Origin of the sequence: Rhizobium sp. BK313, assembly GCF_014193655.1 — a bacterium.
GTDB lineage: Bacteria > Pseudomonadota > Alphaproteobacteria > Rhizobiales > Rhizobiaceae > Rhizobium.
Genome location: NZ_JACHZQ010000003.1, coordinates 235,540 through 254,537, shown reverse-complemented (window position 1 = coordinate 254,537; position 18,998 = coordinate 235,540). Strand labels below are relative to the sequence as shown.

At 60.7% G+C, this 18,998-nt stretch carries 22 protein-coding genes; 15 read left to right on the top strand and 7 right to left on the bottom strand.

What is annotated here, in order from left to right; all coding sequences use genetic code 11:
- Positions 1-154: 154 nt before the first annotated feature.
- Together FHT86_RS17610 and FHT86_RS17605 are read left to right on the top strand one after the other, a co-directional pair.
- Positions 155-1,168, top strand: coding sequence for a glycosyltransferase (locus FHT86_RS17610; protein ID WP_133708625.1), 1,014 nt, complete (start codon positions 155-157; stop codon positions 1,166-1,168).
- Positions 1,165-1,551, top strand: coding sequence for a GtrA family protein (locus FHT86_RS17605; protein WP_133708118.1), 387 nt, complete (start codon positions 1,165-1,167; stop codon positions 1,549-1,551). Before FHT86_RS17610 ends, FHT86_RS17605 begins: the two co-directional genes overlap by 4 nt.
- A 9-nt stretch (positions 1,552-1,560) precedes the next feature.
- On the opposite strand, the gene FHT86_RS17600 is transcribed toward FHT86_RS17605, so the two are convergent.
- Positions 1,561-2,547, bottom strand: coding sequence for a Gfo/Idh/MocA family protein (locus tag FHT86_RS17600; protein ID WP_133708117.1), 987 nt, complete (start codon positions 2,545-2,547; stop codon positions 1,561-1,563).
- A gap of 316 nt (positions 2,548-2,863) precedes the next feature.
- Here FHT86_RS17600 and FHT86_RS17595 point away from each other — a divergent pair, with 316 nt between their 5' ends.
- The 4 genes from FHT86_RS17595 (at position 2,864) to FHT86_RS17580 (ending at position 5,945) form a co-directional block, all read left to right on the top strand.
- Complete coding sequence (locus FHT86_RS17595; RefSeq protein ID WP_133708116.1) at positions 2,864-3,430, top strand: isochorismatase family protein; 567 nt, start codon at positions 2,864-2,866, stop codon at positions 3,428-3,430.
- The gene (locus FHT86_RS17590; RefSeq protein ID WP_133708115.1) at positions 3,427-4,419 is read left to right on the top strand and encodes a GlxA family transcriptional regulator; all 993 of its coding nucleotides are present in this window, start codon (positions 3,427-3,429) and stop codon (positions 4,417-4,419) included. Before FHT86_RS17595 ends, FHT86_RS17590 begins: the two co-directional genes overlap by 4 nt.
- A 112-nt stretch (positions 4,420-4,531) precedes the next feature.
- Positions 4,532-5,482 carry an aldo/keto reductase gene (locus FHT86_RS17585; RefSeq protein WP_133708114.1) on the top strand — a complete coding sequence of 317 codons (951 nt, stop codon included), beginning with the start codon at positions 4,532-4,534 and terminating at the stop codon, positions 5,480-5,482.
- A 19-nt stretch (positions 5,483-5,501) separates the two neighbouring features.
- On the top strand, positions 5,502-5,945 hold the full coding sequence (locus tag FHT86_RS17580) for a GNAT family N-acetyltransferase (RefSeq protein WP_133708113.1): 444 nt from the start codon (positions 5,502-5,504) through the stop codon (positions 5,943-5,945).
- A 50-nt stretch (positions 5,946-5,995) separates the two neighbouring features.
- On the opposite strand, the gene FHT86_RS17575 is transcribed toward FHT86_RS17580, so the two are convergent.
- Positions 5,996-6,613 carry a hypothetical protein gene (locus tag FHT86_RS17575; protein ID WP_133708112.1) on the bottom strand — a complete coding sequence of 206 codons (618 nt, stop codon included), beginning with the start codon at positions 6,611-6,613 and terminating at the stop codon, positions 5,996-5,998.
- A 144-nt stretch (positions 6,614-6,757) separates the two neighbouring features.
- Here FHT86_RS17575 and FHT86_RS17570 point away from each other — a divergent pair, with 144 nt between their 5' ends.
- Positions 6,758-7,252 (top strand): ferritin-like domain-containing protein, encoded by a 495-nt coding sequence (locus FHT86_RS17570; protein WP_133708111.1) that lies wholly within the window; start codon positions 6,758-6,760, stop codon positions 7,250-7,252.
- Positions 7,253-7,301: 49 nt separating this feature from the next.
- Here the strand turns inward: FHT86_RS17570 and FHT86_RS17565 are convergent, their stop codons facing one another.
- Entirely contained in the window at positions 7,302-8,192 is an 891-nt protein-coding gene (locus FHT86_RS17565) for a LysR family transcriptional regulator (protein WP_133708110.1), read from the bottom strand.
- A 136-nt stretch (positions 8,193-8,328) separates the two neighbouring features.
- Here FHT86_RS17565 and FHT86_RS17560 point away from each other — a divergent pair, with 136 nt between their 5' ends.
- Positions 8,329-9,324: an aldo/keto reductase gene (locus FHT86_RS17560; RefSeq protein ID WP_133708109.1), complete on the top strand. Its 996-nt coding sequence runs from the start codon at positions 8,329-8,331 to the stop codon at positions 9,322-9,324.
- A gap of 106 nt (positions 9,325-9,430) precedes the next feature.
- Here the strand turns inward: FHT86_RS17560 and phnF are convergent, their stop codons facing one another.
- Positions 9,431-10,180 carry a phosphonate metabolism transcriptional regulator PhnF gene (gene phnF / locus FHT86_RS17555; RefSeq protein WP_133708108.1) on the bottom strand — a complete coding sequence of 250 codons (750 nt, stop codon included), beginning with the start codon at positions 10,178-10,180 and terminating at the stop codon, positions 9,431-9,433.
- Between the two features lie 241 nt (positions 10,181-10,421).
- On the opposite strand from phnF, the gene phnG reads away from it, so the two are divergent.
- The 7 genes from phnG to FHT86_RS17520 are packed head-to-tail and all read left to right on the top strand — an operon-like array spanning position 10,422 to position 16,214.
- Positions 10,422-10,904, top strand: a complete 483-nt coding sequence (phnG, locus tag FHT86_RS17550) for a phosphonate C-P lyase system protein PhnG (RefSeq protein ID WP_133708107.1) — start codon at positions 10,422-10,424, stop codon at positions 10,902-10,904.
- Positions 10,901-11,503, top strand: coding sequence for a phosphonate C-P lyase system protein PhnH (gene phnH, locus FHT86_RS17545; RefSeq protein ID WP_133708106.1), 603 nt, complete (start codon positions 10,901-10,903; stop codon positions 11,501-11,503). The genes phnG and phnH overlap by 4 nt, the downstream gene beginning before the upstream one ends.
- A 4-nt stretch (positions 11,504-11,507) precedes the next feature.
- Entirely contained in the window at positions 11,508-12,605 is a 1,098-nt protein-coding gene (locus FHT86_RS17540) for a carbon-phosphorus lyase complex subunit PhnI (RefSeq protein ID WP_133708105.1), read from the top strand.
- Entirely contained in the window at positions 12,602-13,552 is a 951-nt protein-coding gene (locus FHT86_RS17535) for an alpha-D-ribose 1-methylphosphonate 5-phosphate C-P-lyase PhnJ (RefSeq protein WP_133708104.1), read from the top strand. Before FHT86_RS17540 ends, FHT86_RS17535 begins: the two co-directional genes overlap by 4 nt.
- A complete protein-coding gene (gene phnK, locus FHT86_RS17530; protein WP_133708103.1) occupies positions 13,552-14,346 on the top strand; it encodes a phosphonate C-P lyase system protein PhnK in 795 nt (264 codons plus the stop codon). The genes FHT86_RS17535 and phnK overlap by 1 nt, the downstream gene beginning before the upstream one ends.
- Before the next feature lie 3 nt (positions 14,347-14,349).
- A complete protein-coding gene (phnL, locus tag FHT86_RS17525) occupies positions 14,350-15,072 on the top strand; it encodes a phosphonate C-P lyase system protein PhnL (protein WP_133708102.1) in 723 nt (240 codons plus the stop codon).
- Entirely contained in the window at positions 15,069-16,214 is a 1,146-nt protein-coding gene (locus tag FHT86_RS17520; protein WP_133708101.1) for an alpha-D-ribose 1-methylphosphonate 5-triphosphate diphosphatase, read from the top strand. Before phnL ends, FHT86_RS17520 begins: the two co-directional genes overlap by 4 nt.
- A gap of 48 nt (positions 16,215-16,262) precedes the next feature.
- On the opposite strand, the gene phnE (FHT86_RS17515) is transcribed toward FHT86_RS17520, so the two are convergent.
- The 3 genes from phnE (FHT86_RS17515) to phnD form a co-directional block, all read right to left on the bottom strand.
- A complete protein-coding gene (phnE, locus tag FHT86_RS17515; protein ID WP_133708100.1) occupies positions 16,263-17,114 on the bottom strand; it encodes a phosphonate ABC transporter, permease protein PhnE in 852 nt (283 codons plus the stop codon).
- Positions 17,111-18,004 (bottom strand): phosphonate ABC transporter, permease protein PhnE, encoded by an 894-nt coding sequence (gene phnE, locus FHT86_RS17510; RefSeq protein WP_133708099.1) that lies wholly within the window; start codon positions 18,002-18,004, stop codon positions 17,111-17,113. The genes phnE (FHT86_RS17515) and phnE (FHT86_RS17510) overlap by 4 nt, the downstream gene beginning before the upstream one ends.
- Before the next feature lie 64 nt (positions 18,005-18,068).
- Positions 18,069-18,989 (bottom strand): phosphonate ABC transporter substrate-binding protein, encoded by a 921-nt coding sequence (gene phnD, locus FHT86_RS17505; protein WP_166656851.1) that lies wholly within the window; start codon positions 18,987-18,989, stop codon positions 18,069-18,071.
- Positions 18,990-18,998 lie beyond the last annotated feature (9 nt).

Here is an 18,998-nt window from a genome sequence, read left to right as displayed (position 1 = left end):
CAGCCGATATCACGATAATGTTCCCGTGGAGATCACAACCGGCCATTTTTCGTCCGCAGCCATAGCGTCTTATTAACGCGCCACAGGATAAGTTCTCCTCCGGATTGTCCATTGGGCCCTAGTGAAAGTCATGCGTAAGAATTGGCCAGAGATCATGTGGAGTGAGAGCCTGAATATCGCCGTTCTCCTGCCCTGCTATAACGAGGCCGCAACGATCGGCGACGTCGTCCGCGGTTTTCGCAAGGCATTACCGCAGGCTGATATCTACGTTTACGACAATAATTCCACCGACGGCACGGCACTGCACGCCATGCTCGCGGGTGCGACCGTCGTGCGCGAGCGTCGACAGGGCAAGGGGCATGTGGTGCGCCGCATGTTTGCCGATATCGACGCGGACATCTATGTCATGGCCGATGGCGACGGCACCTATGCTCCGGAGGATGCGGAGGAATTGATCCGTACGCTTTTGACCGAAGGTTCCGACATGGTGGTGGGCACACGCCGCGGCGTGCATGACGATGCCGGCAGGCAGGGACACGCCTTCGGCAACCGGATCTTCAACTGGCTTTACCGAACGATCTTCGGCACCGACTTTTCCGACATCTTCTCCGGCTACCGCGCCTTCTCCCGCCGCTTCGTCAAGAGCTTCCCGGCCGTCTCAGGCGGTTTCGAGATCGAGACGGAAATGTCGGTGCATGCCTCGCGGCTGAAGCTGCCCGTCAGCGAACTGGAACTCGACTACGGACGCAGGCCCGAGGGGTCGCATTCCAAGCTTTCGACCTTCCGCGACGGCTGGAAAATCCTCTGGATGTTCGCGATGCTGATGAAGGAAACGCGGCCCTTCGCCTTTTTCGGCATCTTGGGCGCCATCTCCATGGAAGCGAGCATCGGCTTCATGATCCCGGTCTTCGTCGAATATTTCGAAACCGGCTTCGTCACCCGCATGCCGACCTGGGTGCTATCCATGGCGCTGATGATGATTTCCTTCATGCTATTCACGGCCGGCCTGATCCTCGATTCCGTCGCACGCGCCCGCGCCGAACAGCTTCGAATTCATTATATGAGTTTGGCAAAGCCTATATCCCGTCAGCAACGGACCAACCAGACGGTATCGATAGGAGCGCTTGAAAAGCCGGTCGGTCGGAAGAAGAAAGCCAAAGCAGCATGAAAAAGCTCTTCCGCTTCTTGATCGCCGGCGGTATCGGCTTTGTCGTCGACGCTGGCATTCTGCTGCTTCTGCTTCGCTTTACACCGATCGGCCCTTTTGGTGCCCGTGCAATTGCCATACCGAGTGCTCTGCTCGCCACCTGGTTCCTCAACCGCAATTTCACCTTCGGCCATTCCGAGCGATCGCTGGCGGTCGAGGGCTTTCGCTATGGCTCGGTCGGCATCACTTCAGCGCTGCTGAACTACGCGCTTTATAGCTCTCTGCTCGTCTCCGAGCCGACGCTTCGGCCGATCATCGCACTGATCCTGGCATCGGCGGCGGCGACGGCGTTCAGCTTTTTCGGCTATTCACGCTTCGTCTTCCGCCGCCGGGAAAACCCCTAAGACACCGGTTCAGACTGGTTCCCAGCCGTCTTTTTCGCTGGCGCGATAAATGGCGTCGATGACCTTCTGGTTGAGCTTCGAGCTTTCGAGCGTCACGACTTCAGTACCCTTGCCCAATGCCGCCGAGGCAAAAGCTTCCGCCTCGCGCTTGTACTGACGGCTGTCGGGGAAACGGAATATCTGCGATTCCGAGTGGGCCCGATTGGTCAGCTCCAGCTCTTCGGCGCCATAGCGATCGGCATTGAAGGGAGACTTCACCTCGATGAAACCGTCCGTGCCGTGGAAGACCATGACCTGGCGGTTGGCCATCTGAGTCGAGATATAGAAGGTCATTTCGAAATCGCCGAAATCGGCTTTCACGCTGGAGTAGATATCCGTGCCGAATTCCGGATCGCGTTCTGTGACGGCCTGGATGCGCAGGGGTTCGCGACCGGTGACGAAGCGGGTGCTGATCGTCGGATAGACGCCGATGTCGGGCAGGCCGCCACCGCCGAGTTCCGGGATATTGCGCATATTGCCGGCATCGCGGTTGAAATATGTGAAGGCGCCCTGGATATGGCGGAGTCGGCCGATGGCGCCCGCTGCCAGTAGCGACCGGACTTTCTGCCAGACCGGCGCATAGGTGACCATATAGGCTTCCGTCACCAGCACCTTGCTACGGTCGCGGGCAGCAATCAGGCTGTCGATCTCGTCCGCCTTCAGCGCAATCGGCTTTTCGCAGAGCACATGCTTGCCAGCATCGGCCGCCTTGATCGTCCATTCGACATGTTGCGAGGTCGGCAGCGGAATATAAACGGCATCGATGGTGTCGGAGGCCAGCATTTCCTCATAGGAGCCGAAGGCATGCGGAACGGAGAAACGATCCGCCATTTCGCGAGCACGCGCTAGGTCGCGGCTGGCGACCGCTGTCACCACACAATTTTCCGCATCCTGAATAGCCGGCACGACCAGTTCGCGGCCGATCTTCGCCGTCGATAAAATTCCGAAACGCAGCATGACTTTTCCTCCTGGAGCAGGATCCCGAAACAAACGACCGCAGGGCGGCAAGCGCGAAGCGGCTTTCGGATGGGTCCTTATGAAATTGATGGGCAGAGCAAAACGATAGGTCATCTTGCCCGCGATGAAACCGGAGCCAACTTTATTCGGCCCTTACCCGAGGCGCAATGGCATGGAGCGGCGCCAAGTCAAAAACTCGTTGCGATGCCGGAAGCTACATTGGCCGGATCTGTCCCTATTTTGTCCAGCATGTGGCTTTTGGGTCTATCCGTTGGGATCTAGCTTCGGTTATCCTTCAAACATAGGAGATACAAAAATGTCCCATGCCGATATCGCTTTGCTGGTCATCGATGTTCAAGAGTCCTTTCGTCAGCGCCCTTACTGGCGAACCGACGACCTGCCCGATTTCGTCGACCGGCTGCAGGTGCTGATCGACGGCGCCAAGGCCCGAGGCATTCCGGTGGTCCAGATTTTCCATGTCGATGGCGACGAGCATTTCAGCCTGTCGAGCGGGTATGTTCGCAAGCTCGAGGAGATTGCGCTCGAGGCAGACGCCGTATTCCATAAGTCCCGCCATTCCGCTTTGGTGGGTTCCGGCCTCGACGTCTGGCTGGTGGAAAACGGCATCCGCAAACTGATTGTTTCCGGCATCCGCACCGAGCAATGCTGCGAGACGACGACGCGCCATGCTTCGGATCTTGGCTATGAAGTCGACTACGTCACCGAAGCGACGTTGACTTTCCCGATGACGCATGCGTCCGGTACGGTTTTCAGTGCCGACGACATCAAGAAGCGTACCGAGCTGGTGCTATCAGGCCGTTTCGCCCGCATCGCCACTGTGGAAGATGCGCTTGCCGCCGCGACCACCAGGAGCGCCGCATGAATCAAACGGACAGGCACCTTCGGGCCATTCCCGTCTATGTCCTCCTGCCGCCCTATACGCTGCTAATGGATGTCGCCGGACCGGTGGAGGTTCTGCGCCGCGCCAATATCGAACAGGAGGATATTCTGTTCGATTATCGTTTCATTGCCGCCCGGCCGACGCAGACCACTTCGATCGGCCTGACGCTTTCCGACCTCCTGCCGTTGCCCAATCGCATTCCAGAGGGTGCCTTGGTCGTCGTCTCCGGCAGCGTCACGCCGCCGCCCGATGCCGACGACATCGAGGAGGAGAATGGGCTCATCGCCACTTGGCTAAAAACGGCGATTCGCCCGGGCGTCACGCTCGTCACCATCTGCTCAGGGGCTGTGCTTGCCGCCCGCGCCGGCCTGCTCGAAGGCTATGCCTGCACGACGCACGCGGCCTGCATCGAGGAGGTCCAGCAGTATGCTCCGACTGCGCGCGTTCTCGACAACCGGCTCTACGTCGAGGACCGCGAGCGCTATTCCAGTGCCGGCATCTCCACCGGTACGGACCTGATGCTGCACATCGTCTCCAAGCTCACCTCGCCGATGACGGCGCTGACGATCGCCCGCCACATGGTCGTCTACATGCGCCGCACCGGCGCCGATCCGCAGCTTTCGCCGTGGCTGAGCGGCCGCAACCATGTGCATCCCGCCATTCATCGCGTTCAGGATGCGATCATGGCCGATCCCGCCCATGGCTGGTCGCTCTCGGAGCTGGCTGGAATCGGCGCGATGAGCGCGCGGCATATTTCGCGGCTGTTTCAGGAGCATGCCGGCCTGTCGGTAACCGCTTATGTCAATCTGATGCGCGTGACGCTCGCCCGCGATGTCCTGACCAATTCGCGGCTGGATATGGAGCGCGTGGCGGAAAAATCCGGTTTCGCCTCACCGCGGCATATGCGGCGCGTCTGGTCGAAATATAACGAACTGCCGCCCAGTCACTACCGGCGATCAGCGACCGAATAAAATAATCGTTAGTGGCATTTCCTGTGACGGGACGATAACTTGCCCCGATGTTCCCGCCCCTTCCGGTCCTTTTCCGCGCCGGTTTTTTGCTCAAGTGATTTGGAGAGTCATTATGGAAATGCGTAAGCTTGGACGAACTGACCTATTCACCGCACCGATCGTCTTCGGCGGCAATGTCTTCGGCTGGACGGCCGATGAGAAGACCTCCTACGCGTTGCTCGACGCCTTTTTCGACGCCGGCTTCAACACGATCGACACCGCCGACGTCTATTCCCGCTGGGTTCCCGGCAACAAGGGCGGCGATTCCGAAGAGATCATCGGCAAGTGGTTGAAGCAGAGCCGCGTTGCCCGCGACAAGGCGATCGTCATCACCAAGGTCGGCTCGGAAATGGGGCCTGGCAAGAAGGGCCTGAAGGCGGACTACATCCTCCAGGCAGTCGAGGATTCGCTGAAGCGGCTGCAGACCGACTACATCGATCTCTATCTTTCGCACTGGCCGGACCCGGAAACGCCGCATGAAGAATCGCTTGGCGCCTATGCCAAGCTGAAGGAGCAGGGCAAGATCCGCCATGTCGGTTGCTCCAATCTCAATGCCGAGCAGTTGCAGGCCTCCTTCGATGCCGCCGCGAAAGCGGGTCTGCCGCGTTACGACGTGCTGCAGCCGGAATACAATCTCTACGAACGTGCAAGCTTCGAAGGCCCGCTCGCGGACCTCTGCGTCAAGGAAGACATCGGCGTCATCACCTATTTCAGCCTTGCGGCCGGCTTCCTCACCGGCAAATACCGCAACAAGGCCGATACCGAAGGCCGGGCGCGTGAAAACCGCGTCGCGGCTTACCTCAACGACAAGGGTTTCCGCATTCTTGCCGCGCTCGATACCATTGCCGCAGAGACCAAGTCGACACCGGCCGATGTCGCTCTCGCCTGGCTGCTGCGCAAAAGGGGCGTCACCGCGCCGATCGCCAGCGCCACCAGCCTCAGCCAACTCGACGCTCTGATCAATTCGGCGAAGCTTTCGCTTTCCGACGAAGCCATGGGCCTGCTAGATAAGGCCGGCGAATAACGTAGGCAGGAATGAACCTATGACCGTGGTGATCCGCGATGCCAGGCCCGAAGACGAAACCCGCTGGCGCAAGCTCTGGGCCGACTATCTCGCTTTCTATGGCGTCGGAATCGCACCCGATATCACCGACAAGACATGGCGCCGGGTCTTCGATCCGGCGTCCGCCATCTTCATGCGCGTCGCTGAAGTCGATGGCGAGGTCAAGGGTTTCACGCTCTGCCTGACGCATGAAGGGACTTGGGTCCGCGCACCGGATTGTTATCTGGAAGACCTGTTCGTCGACGAAAGCACGCGCGGTCAGGGCGTCGGCCGGGCGCTGCTCGACGATCTCGTCGCCCTCTGCAAGAAGAATGGCTGGGCGCGGCTCTATTGGCATATGGAAGAGAGCAACGCCACCGCCCGCAAGCTCTACGACAGCTATGTCGAGAGCGACGGACACATTCGTTACCGCATCAACTTTTGAGGCATGACCACAAAAAGCGCGAAGCGGTTTTTGGATAGGATCATGTCCAGTCAAATAATCGGTTTCGGAAGTCCTGCGTAGAGGGCGGAATGATCGCCTTCCCAATTTGCCATGCCGCGCTTGGTCAGCATGCCGCGGGGCCGCGCATAGCTCTGGATCGTCCGTTGCGGCCGCTCGTGCCATTGGATGTTGAGGGCCCATAATTTCGGGAAGAAGCAGAGCGAGGCATAGGGCAGATGATCGTGGATCCACCACGCAAGCTTCTGCCAATCGCCCTCCTCGCGGCTATTGTCGATCAACCATGGCACGACGATACAGACCGCTGCGCCCATGCAGCCATCGAGATCGCGCATATCCCAAATGTGGTGCGCGGCGGTATGGGCGTTGGTCGAGCAATTGAAGCCGTTCCTGTTGCCGAAGGCGTTGACATCAGGCGCTCGATAGCCAGAGCGGATATGCAGTCGGCCGAAGGTCGCCTCCAGCGGTTCCAGCAGTTCCTCGCAAAGCCGGCTGCCGGACTCGATTGCCAGATCGGGGTCGTCGGGGATATTCGGAATGCGATGGAAATCGGCGATCTCCGAATGTAGGAAATCGCGGAAGAAAAAATTCTTCGACAGCCTGACGCGGCCGAGCTCCTCCAGGCCCTTCATCGATCCCGGCTTTTTCATCAGTAGCGTCCCCGATTCCTTTGATCGGCTCAGCATTCCGTCTTTTTCAAAACTTCGCTACCCGCTTTCTGGGGAACAATTGAGCAGCCATACCCTTGTAAGAGGGTCACCACGAGTGACGGCCCCAAAACAAGGATGGAAACCATGGCCAAGGACAAAACGTTGGAAGACCTTTTCTATGACACGCTGCAGGATATCTACTTCGCCGAAAGGCAGATCTTGAAGGCACTTCCGAAGATGGCACGTGCCGCACAATCCTCCGAATTGAAAGCAGGGTTTGAAAAACACCGGGAGGAAACCGAGGGGCAGGTCGAACGCCTGCAGCAGATTTTTGAGCTGATGGGCAAACGCGCCAAGGGCAAGACCTGCGAAGCAATCCAGGGAATCATCGCCGAGGGCGAAGAAATTATCGAGGAATTCAAGGGCACACCCGCGCTCGACGCCGGCCTCATCTCCTCGGCGCAAGCGGTGGAGCATTATGAAATGGCTCGCTACGGTACGCTGAAGACCTGGGCCCAGACGCTTGGCCTCAAGGATGCCGTCAGCCTGCTCGACCAGACGCTGCAGCAGGAAACCAATACCGACAAGACCTTGACGAAGCTGGCGATGACCGCCGCCAATCAGAAGGCTGCGGCCTGAATTGTAATACCCGAAAGGCGGCCGGACCATCCGGCCGCTTCCTTCGGCCTCATCCAGTGTATTTGAAGAAATCAATGAACGCCCTGAGTGCCGGGCGCATCTGGCGACGGCTCGGATAGTAGATGTAGGGGCCGGAATAGGGCGGACACCAGTCCTCGAGCACACGGATCAGCCGGCCTTCGGCCAGTTCCTGATGCACGCGCATGTCAAAGAGATAAGCGAGCCCAGCCCCGTTCAACGCTGCCAGCACCCCCAATCGGTCCTCCGTTACAATCAGCGGCCCGTCAACGGCGACAATCAGCTCGCGGCCGTCCTTCTCGAATTCCCAGCGATAAATCGCGCCGTTGGTGAAACGCCGCTTGATGCAGCGGTGGTGGACGAGATCGCGCGGATGCAGAGGCTTCGGGTTCTTCTCGAAGTAGGCCGGAGACCCGGCAATGACCGTGCGGATGTCGGGCGATATCTTCACCGCGATCATATCCGCCTCCAGGCTCTCTTCCAGCCGGATACCGGCATCGAAGCCCTCCCTGACGATATCGGTGAAGCCGTCTTCATTGGCGATCTCCAGGGTAATATCGGGATAGGTATTCAGGAAATCGCCAAGCCGCGGGGCAAGCAGCAGGTCGGAGGCGAAACGCGGCGCGGTGATGCGGAGGTTGCCGGCCGGACGCCCGCGGGCGGCGAGCGTATCCTCCAATGCAATATCGATCTCTTCCAGTGCGGGCGCCAAACGTTCCAGCAGCACCTTGCCCTCCTCCGTCGGCGAGACGCTGCGGGTGGTGCGGGCAAGCAGCCGCACGCCCAGGCTTTCCTCCAGGCTGGAGACTGCATGGCTGACGGCGGAAGGCGCGATCGACAATTCCTTGCCGGCGGCACGGAAGCTGCGATGGGCGGCAACGGCGGCGAGGACCGCCAATTGGGAGAGCTGAGTTCTGTTCATTGATCTAAATAATAGAACAGCCCATTTGGATTTGCATGCATTTTCATTCGTTATCGGCAGGCATAATTTCTCCCTTGTCACGCGGCCGGCAAGAATGGTCGTCGCGGACCAGAATTTAGCTCAAGAGGACACGACTATGAAAACCCGCAAACTCGGCAAGGAACTTACTGTTTCCGCCGTCGGCCTCGGCTGCATGGGCATGAGCTTCGCCTACGGCGCGACTGACGATAACGAGTCCGTCAAAACGCTGCATCGCGCCGTCGACCTAGGCGTAACCTTTTTCGATACTGCCGAAACCTACGGCCCCTTCACCAATGAGCAGCTGGTCGGCCGGGCGCTGAAGCCCGTCCGAGATCGCGTCGTCATCGCGACCAAGTTCGGCTTCAAGCTCGATCTGGCAAAGTCCGGTCTGGCGTCGATGGTCGGCGTTGACAGCCGACCGGAGCATGTGAAAGAGGTGGCTGAAGCCTCGCTGAAACGCCTCGACACCGATGTTATCGACCTCTTCTACCAGCATCGCGTCGATCCGAATGTTCCGATCGAAGATACCGTCGGCGCCATGGCGGAGCTGGTGAAGGCGGGCAAAGTCCGTGCGCTCGGGCTTTCCGAAGCAAGTGCCACCACCATCCGCCGCGCCCATGCCGTGCATCCGATTGCCGCCGTCCAGAGCGAATATTCGCTCTGGAGCCGCGACCCGGAGGAAGAGGTCCTCGCGGCCTGCCGTGAACTCGGCATCGGCTTCGTGCCGTACAGCCCGCTCGGCCGCGGCTTCCTGACCGGTGCGATCCGCACCGCGGACGATCTGGCGACCGATGACTTCCGTCGCAACCTGCCGCGTTTCCAAGGCGAGAACTTCGACGCCAACGTCGTGCTCGTCGCCAAGCTCGAAGCGCTGGCCAAGGACAAAGGCGTCACGGCGGCGCAACTCGCACTCGCCTGGGTGCTGCACCAGGGCGACGACATCGTACCGATCCCCGGCGCCCGCAAGCTGCACCATCTGGAGCAGAATGCGGCCGCCGCCGACATCACGCTCTCGGCCAAAGAAGCTCAGGAATTGAGCGATATCATCCCGCTGGAGCTGGTGGCCGGCAAGCGCTACACCGACGCGTCGCTGGCTATGACGAACCGGTAGGATTGTCGTCAGCGATTTCTCGCGCAACATCGGCATCGGCATCTTCGCCGGTGCCGATATTTTTCGTTCCGCAATCGCGCGGATCGAGACTGAAAGCGGGATGCACTTATTCGATGACGAGCTGGACGCGATCGCCGGAGAAGCAGGAGATGCCGAAGGAAATTGGACGTCCCTCTGTGTCGATATCGACCTTGTGGATCTCGATCACCGGCCTCGTCTTCGGCAATTTCAGCGTCTTGGCTTCACGCACACTCGGCAGACGGGCAATGATGCGGGTGCTCTTGCGCTTATAGTCGATGATTCCGAAGGAGCGGTAGGCGACGGTGCGCGACGGATTCAGCCGCAGTAATTCGTCGATGCCACGGAAGCGTTCAGCGGGAAAATAGCTGCGCGCCATGCTGAGCGGCCGGCCGCTGACCTCACCCATGGAATCGATCGCGACCACCTCGGCTCCGCGCGGCAATTCGAGATTGCGCAGTGTGGCGGCATCGGCCTCTTCGATCGTGCTCGCCAGGATGCGGCGCTGGCTCTCGAGGCTGGCGCGGCTCATATTTTCGGTCCAGCGCGTGCGCTCGCCGAGCGCATAGGGAATGGCGTCTTCGGCGACGAAGAGACCACGACCATGTTCGATGCGAATCAGGCCTTCCTTTTCCAGCTCGGCCAGCGCACGGCGGACGGTGAAGCGGCTGACGTCGAAATGGCTGGCCATATCGAGCTCGGTCATCAGCTGCATGCCGGCGATGAGCTTGCCGCTGCGGATATCTTCCCTCAGCGACGACGCGACACTACGCCACAGCCGGCCACGCTCCTGGCTCTCGCCGCCATTGATGTCACCGGTTTCTGCCATTGAAGCCATGTTTCCGATCCTTTGCGCATGGCCGCCAGGCCAGGTTCATCAGGAGACCTTCGCCTCACCGAAATCATCTTAGCCATCGTCATAAGGGTGAAACAGACGATCTGTAAAGGTCCGTACTGCGAAATTAAGGTACGGACCTTTGTTATATTAGGTTTGCGGTTTTGCCTGATGTCGCTGCCACCGAAAAACGGTCGCGGTGGACGCATGGTCACGACCGTAAACGGCTTTGCTCAGGGGTGAGATGGTGCAAGACGAGAGACAGGAAAGAGCGGCCGGTGACAATGCCGACCGGAGGCGCTGGATGGGCATCCTCGCCCGCGCGGGCCGTGGTGAACTGGAAGAAGCCTGGGGCACGCTGCACGAGCAGCCCACCTACGAATGGCTGCGTCAGCCGGAGGTTGGCCTCGTGATGGTCCAGGCGCGGGCCGGCGGCACGGGCGACGCTTTCAACATGACCGAGATGAGCATGACGCGGTGTGCCCTGCGGCTTGCCGACGGCACGACCGGCTATGCCTACGTCCAAGGCCGCGACACCAGGCAGGCGGAGCTTGCGGCCGTTTTTGACGCGCTGATGCAGAAGCCGGAGCATCGCTTCGCTATCGCCAGCAAAGTCATCGAACGCCTGGAGAGCAATCAGGCCGAACGGCGGCAGCAGAAGAGCCTGAAGGCTGCCTCCACCAAAGTCGAATTTTTCACCATGGTGCGCGCGGAGACGAAGAAATGAGCGTCGCTATTGATACAAGAAATCTGAAACCGGGCTTTGCCGAGCCGATCTTCGACGCCCAGGCGACTTTCCGCGGAATTCTTGATGCAACAGCCTATCCCGGCCGTGTCCAGACGCTGGATCGGCTTGCCGATGTGCCCGACCTCCTGATGCCGGCAACGGCGGCGATCGTGCTGACGCTTCTCGATTTCGAGACGCCGGTCTGGCTCGACCTCGCCCATGCCTCGGCGGCCACAAATTATATCCGCTTCCATGCCGGTTCGCCGCTAGTCTCCGATACCGCCAACGGCCGTTTCGCCATCGTAACGACGCCGGGCGAGATGCCGCCGTTGTCGGCTTTTTCCTTCGGCGACGACAAATATCCCGACACATCGTGCACGCTCATCCTGCAGGTGCCGTCGCTGACGTCGGGAAAGCCGATGCGTTGGACCGGGCCGGGCATCCAGCATGCCGCAACCCGCGGCATCGATGGGCTTCCGGAGCATTTCTGGCAGGACTGGGACGACAATCACGGGCTCTATCCGATGGGTGTCGATGTGATTTTCGTGAGCGGCAGCGACATCATCGGCCTGCCGCGCGGCATCAGAGTGGAGGCATAGTCCCATGTACGTTGCAGTCAAAGGCGGCGAACGCGCCATTTTGAATTCCCACAAGCTGATCGCCGAAGAACGGCGTGGCGATACGTCCGAGCCGGAGCTTTCAGTCGGTCAGATCGAAAGCCAACTTGGCCTCGCTGTCGATCGCGTCATGACCGAGGGCTCGCTCTACGATCGCGAACTGGCGGCACTCGCGCTGAAGCAGGCGCAGGGTGATGTCGTCGAAGCTGTGTTTCTGCTCCGCGCCTTCCGAACGACCTTGCCGCGCATCGGCATCACTGAGCCGATCGATACGGCAGCCATGGATATCCAGCGCCGCGTCTCGGCCGCCTTCAAGGATCTGCCGGGCGGCCAGGTGCTCGGTCCGACCTATGACTATACGCACCGCCTGCTCGATTTCGATCTGATGGAAACGGACGACACAGCGCCCCAGGCCGAAATCGCCAATCAGCCGCTGGATGCCTTGATGCCGCGCGTGACCGATATCGTCGCACAGGAGGATTTCATGGAGCACGAAATTCCCGTACGCGAAGGCGAGCCGGTTTACGACCTGACCCGCCAGCCCATGGCCTTTCCGGCAAATCGCGACCAGCGGCTGCAGAACCTCGCCCGCGGAGACGAAGGTTTTCTCACCTCCCTCGCCTATTCGACCATGCGCGGCTATGGCGGCAGCCACCCCTATGTCGGCGAAATCCGCATGGGCGAAGTGCCGGTCGAATTCGTGCCCGAAGAGTTGGGTTTCGCCATCGAGATCGGCGATATCGTCGTCACCGAATGCCAGATGATCAATCAATTCGGCGGCTCCAAGACGGAAGCCGCCCGCTTCACCCGCGGCTACGGCCTGGCGCTCGGCAAGAGCGAACGCAAGGCCATGGCGATGTCGCTAGTCGACCGGGCGCTGCGCTGCCGCGAGCTCGGCGAGATGGCGCGTTTTCCGGCGCAGGACGAGGAATTTGTCCTCTACCACACCGACAATGTCGAGGCGGCCGGCTTCGTCTCGCATCTGAAGCTTCCCCACTATGTCGATTTCCAGGGCGACCTCCAGCTGCTGCGCGGACTGCGCGCGGAATTCGAGGCACGCCAAACCAAGGAGGCAGCCGAATGAGCGCGGCCCAAAAAGACACAAGCCAAGAAAAAACCAAAGGCGGCGACGCCTATAACTTCGCCTATCTCGACGAGCAGACGAAGCGGATGATCCGACGTGCCATCCTGAAGGCGGTTGCCGTGCCCGGCTATCAAGTGCCGTTCGGTGGCCGCGAAATGCCGCTCGCCTATGGTTGGGGCACTGGCGGCATCCAGGTGACTGCAAGCGTCATCGGCCCGAAGGATGTGCTCAAGGTCATCGACCAGGGTGCCGACGATACGACCAATGCCGTCTCCATCCGCCGCTTCTTTACCCGCGTCGCCGGCGTCGAAACGACCGAGGCAACCTCGGATGCCACGGTCATCCAGACCCGCCATCGCGTTCCGGAAACGCCGCTCGCCGAAGGTCAGATCCTCGTCTACCAGGTGCCGCAGCCGGAACCCCTGCGCGGCCTCGAACCGCGCGAGATGGAAACGCGCAAGATGCATGCCTATGCCGAATACGGGCTGATGCAGGTCAGGCTCTATGAGGACATCGCCCGCTTCGGCCAGATCGTCACCGCGCATAGTTATCCGGTCATGGTCAACGGCCGGCATCTGATGTCGCCGACGCCGATTCCGAAATTCGACAATCCGAAGATGACACACAATCCGGCCATCCAGCTTTTCGGGGCCGGCCGCGAAAAGCGCATCTATGCCGTGCCGCCCTATACGACGGTGCGCAGCCTCGATTTCGACGATCATCCCTTCAAGGTGCAGAGCTGGAAAAGCTGCTGCGCGCTCTGCGGCGCGACCGACAGCTATCTCGACGAAGTCGTCACCGACGACAAAGGCGGCCGCATGTTCGTCTGCTCCGATACCGACCATTGCGCCACGCGCCGCGCAGCCGGCCATGTCGGCCCGGAAGGCGGCAATCCGACGGCATTGGCGCTCACCTCGCTCAACGAAACCGAGAAGGAGCCGTCGTGATGGCTGCTGTTTCAACACCGCGCCGTACGCCGCTGATGCGCGTCACCGGCGTTTCCAAGACATTCGGCGACGTCGCCGCCTGCAAAGACATTTCCTTCACGCTCTATCCCGGCGAAGTCATCGGCATCGTCGGCGAGTCCGGCTCCGGCAAGTCGACACTGCTCAACTGCCTTTCGGCTCGCTTGAAGCCCGATGCCGGCAGCATCGAATACGATACACGCCGGCACGGCCTCATCGACATTCTCTCGCTTTCCGAACCGGAGCGGCGGATGCTGATGCGCACGGACTGGGGCATTGTTCATCAGAATCCGCGCGACGGTCTGCGTATGAATGTCAGCGCCGGCGGAAACGTCGGCGAGCGGCCGATGGCGGTCGGCGAGCGGCACTACGGCGAGATCCGCGCCAATGCCGAGGACTGGCTCTCCAAGGTCGAGCTCGATATTGCCCGCACCGATCATAAGCCGACTACCTTTTCCGGAGGTATGCAGCAGCGCCTGCAGATCGCCCGCAACCTCGTGACCAAGCCACGCCTCGTCTTCATGGACGAACCGACCGGCGGTCTCGACGTTTCGGTGCAGGCGCGCCTGCTCGACCTGCTGCGCGGGCTGGTGCGTGAACTCGGCATAGCCGCGATCGTCGTCACCCACGATCTCGCTGTCGTCAGACTGCTCGCCGACCGGCTGATGGTGATGTGGCGCGGTGATGTCGTGGAACAGGGTCTCACCGACCAAGTATTGGACGACCCGCACCATCCCTACACCCAGCTTCTGGTTTCCTCGGTATTGCAGGTCTGAGCGATGAACAACGACAAGAATTCCGCAAACACTCCGATCAGCGTCCGCTCGCTGTCAAAGACATTCACGCTTCACACCCAAGGCGGCACGCGCATCCCGGTCTTCGCCGACCTCGACCTCGATGTCCGGCGTGGCGAATGCGTTTGCCTACACGGGCCTTCCGGCGCCGGCAAATCGACACTGCTGCGTTCGCTCTATGCCAACTACAAGCCGCACAAGGGTTCGATCCTGGTCGAGCATGACGACGCCGTGGTCGATCTCGCCACGGCAGAGCCCTGGGAGGTGGTGGAAGTTCGCCGCCGCACCATCGGCTATGTCAGCCAGTTCCTGCGCGTCATTCCGCGCGTGCCGACGCTGGACATCGTGGCCGAACCGGGCCTGATGCGTGGCGCCGCCCGCGAAGAAGCCGAGGCCAAGGCACGAACTTTGCTGACACGGCTCCGGATCCCCGAACGGCTATGGAGCCTTGCACCGGCGACTTTCTCCGGCGGCGAGCAGCAGCGCGTCAACATCGCCCGCGGCTTTGCGGTCGACTACCCGATCCTGCTGCTCGACGAGCCGACGGCCTCGCTGGACGCAGAAAACCGCCGCACCGTCATCGACATCATTCTCGAAGCGAAAGCGCGCGGCACGGCAATCGTCGGCATCTTCCACGATCAGGAAGTGCGCGACGCCGTCTCCGACCGCCTCTTCGAAGTTCTGGCCTATCAAGGGAGCGCAGCGTGAGCGATTCACTCGTCCTGACCAATGCCAGGATCATCCTTCCCGAAGAGATGGTCGAGGGCACCGTCCATATCGCCCATGGCCGTATCGACGATATCGCCGAGGGTGCGAGCTCGGCCGCCGTCGCGATCGACTTCAATGGCGACTATCTGATGCCCGGTATTGTCGACCTACATACCGACAGCCTGGAGAAGCATGTCATGCCGCGCCCGGGCGTGCATTTCAACACCGTGCTGGCGGCGATGGCACATGACGCGCAGATCATTTCGTCCGGCATCACCACCGTGCTCGACGCCATCTGCATCGGCTCCAGCCTGCGCAATCCCGAGCGCAACGAAATCCTGATGCCGATGGTCGAGGGTATTCGCACCGCCCGCGCCCGCGGTCTGCTGCGCGCAGATCATCTGTTGCACATGCGCTGCGAGATCACCGATGGTCGCGTGGTCGAGATGTTCGAGCCCTTCGCCACCGACCCACTGACGCGGATGATGTCGGTCATGGATCATTCGCCCGGTCAACGCCAGTCGCCGGATCTGGAAAAATACAAGAAGAAGCAGCTCTCCTATCGCGCTTTCGAGCCGGAAGAACTCGACCGTGCCATCGAAGAGCTGATAGAAGCCTCGCGCACGCTCGGCCCTGTCAATCGCGCTGCGCTGATCGAGATCGGCCGCGCCAACGGCATCCCGCTCGCCAGCCACGACGACGAAACTACCGATCACATTACCCAGGCTTCCGGCGAAGGTGTGGTGATCTGCGAATTCCCGACGACCTTCGAAGCGGCGGAATCCGCTCGCGCCCATGGTCTGGCGATTCTGATGGGCTCGCCCAACATCATTCGCGGCGGTTCGCATACCGGCAATGTCGGGGCCGCTGCCCTTGCCCGGCGTGGTTTGCTCGACATCGTTTCCTCGGACTATGTGCCGATCAGCCTGCTGCAAAGCGCCTTCGCACTGACCGCGGAGGATATCGGCTACGACCTGACGCATGCGATCCGCACGGTTACCCTCAACCCGGCAACCGCCGTCGGTCTCACCGACCGCGGCAGCATCGCATCAGGCAAACGCGCGGATCTCGTGCGTGTCAGCATGGTCGAAGGCCTGCCGGTCGTGCGCTCGGTATGGACGGAGGGGCGGCAGACTTACTAATGGAACTCGAAAGGATGGTAGACAGGCCGGCGTCGAAAATGCCGGCTTTTATTTGCCGCCGATGATCTTCAACCGAATCCGGCGCGAGATGAAGTCGATGATGGCGACGGCGACCAGCATCATGATGATGATGAACAGGGCCTGATCCCAATTGTTGACCAGGATCTGTTGCGACAGTTGTAGGCCAATGCCGCCGGCACCGACAATGCCGAGGATGGTGGCGGCGCGGACGTTGGATTCGAAGAAGTAGAGCGCGCTGGAAAGGATGACGGGCAGCACCTGCGGCACGACGGCCAGGCGGATCGCCTGGAGCCGGTTGGCGCCGGCGGCCTGCGTGCCCTCTATCGGCTTGCGGTCGACATTCTCGATCGCCTCGGCATAGATCTTGGTGAGGAACGCCACGTCGGAAAAGGCGATGGCGAGTACGCCGGCGAAGGGACCCATGCCGACGGCGCTGACGAAGATCAGCGCCCAGATCAGGATATCGATGCCGCGCAGTATGTCGAGCACGCGGCGAAAGCCGAAATGCAGAAAGATGTTCGGCACGATGTTGCGCGCGCCGAGGAAGCCGAGCGGAAAAGCGACGATGGTCGACAGAAATGTGCCGAAGAAGGCCATGGCCAGCGTTTCGCCCAGTGCCTGCAGATAGGTGCCGAACACGCCGCCGCTCGAGGGCGGCAGCATCAGCCTGATGAGAAAGCCCAACCTTCCGGCACCGTTCCAGAAGCGCAGCGGTGTAGCATCGATCCACCAGAGGCCGAAGATGAAGACGGCGGCGAGCAGCAGTACGATGCCACGGGTGCGCCAGCGCTCAGCGAAGGATTTGGCGAAAAGCTCCGGATGGGCATAGCGCCAAGCCGCGATTTCACCGGTTTCGGGAATGAGGGTCGAGCTGGTCATGGCGTGTACCGCAGGGATTCGCTGCTGATCATGCGATGGCGGATGGCTTCGCAGCTCAGGTCTGCGGCCATGACGACGATAATGATCAGGAGGACGATGGCGCTGATATCGGGATAGTCGAACTGGCGGATGGAAAGATAAAGCTCCTCGCCGATGCCGCCCGCACCGACAATGCCGAGCACGGAGGCACTGCGGATATTATATTCGAAGCGCAGCAACGCATAACTCATGAAATTCGGCAGGACCTGCGGCAGCACCGCAAGTCGCATGATGACCGGCCAGTTGCCGCCCGACGCCATAACGCCTTCGATCGGCTTGGTATCGACGCTTTCGTTGACTTCGGAAAACAGCTTGCCGAGCGAACCGGTCGTATGCACCGCGAGCGCCAGCACGCCGGCCAAGGGCCCGATGCCGAAGGCGAAGACGAAGATCATCGCATAGACCGTGTCCGGCACGGTACGGGCGAGTTCAAGGAAACGGCGCGACAGGAAATAGAGCGTATTGTTGCGCATGAGATTGCGCGAGGCGGAAAAGCAGAGAAGCAGCGCCGCAATGCCGCCGGCCATGGTGCCGACGAAGCTCATCAGAGCCGTTTCGGCAAGCAGTTCCAGCCAGCGCGGCAGATTCCAGTACCATTCGCCGAGGTCATGGCCGAGCGTGGCGTAGTGCAGCTCGGGGAAAGTGGACGATATATAGCGCCAAGCATCCGGCAGGCCGCTCATGAGCTCGCCGAAACTGAACCCGCTGAAAATAGCTGAGAAGACCACCGCCGCGACGAGCAACGCGCCATAGATCACGGTCTGAAACCACAGCTTGCGCCGTTCGATAGCAAAGGAGCGGTGGAAAGCTTCGATCCTAGCGGCGTGGCCGGCGTCGATCTCAAACGTCATGGATTTTGCTCACGCAGACAAAAAACTGGGCGCAGGCCGGAAGGCCTGCGCCCGAATGGGGCCGTCAGTGCTTGCGGCGGTCGGCATCGTTCGCCTGGGTGATGGCGATGATGTCGTCGTAGTCAGAGTCCTTGACCGGCACGAGGTCCTTCTCGGTGCCGTCGGTCTGAGCCTTGAAATCCTCTGGATCTTCCTTCGGGAAGGCGAGGACGGCGGCGCGGTAGGCGTCCTGCAGGTCCTGCGGCAGGTCGGTGCGCATGACGTAGGGGCCGTTCGGGATCAGATTCGAGGTCCAGATGACGCGGGTAGACCCCTTCGGCACCATGCCCTTCGATTCCATGCGCAGCGCATTGCTCTTCTGCGGATTGGTCCAGTCGTCGGCGGCCGCATCGAAGGTGCCGTTGACGACGCCGACGACGCCCAGTTCGTGGCTGCCGGAGAAGGGCGTCTTGGAGAAGAAGCTCGAAGGATCGATGCCGTCCTTCTTCATGAAATAGAGGGGCACGGCATAGCCGGAGGTCGAGTTCGGATCGGCCCAGGCCAGAACCTTGCCCTTGAGATCATCGATCTTCTGGTACGGGCTGTCGGTCTTGACGACGATGACCGAGTGATAGCCCGTCGAACCGAAATTATCTTCGCTGGTGGCGACTGCCGTGATCTTGTCGCCCATGACCTTGCGGCCGAGTGCATAGTTGGCAGCGCCGATGGTGGCGAACTGGATCTTGCTGGAGTGCAAAGCCTCGATAACGGCAGCGTAGTCCGTGCCCCAAAGGATATGGACGGGAACGCCGAACTTCTTGGTCATGTAGGCGGCGAACTTATCGTAGCGGGCGACGGCGTCGCGCTCGTTTTCCGAGCTGGAAATGCCGAAATTCAGCTCCTTGTACTGGTCGTGCCAATCGGCCCTTGCAGGCACGGCGGCGACAAGAAGGGCGCCGGCGATAAAACTCGCAATAGTGACGCGGCGGGCAAAGTAATGGGTCATATGACAACA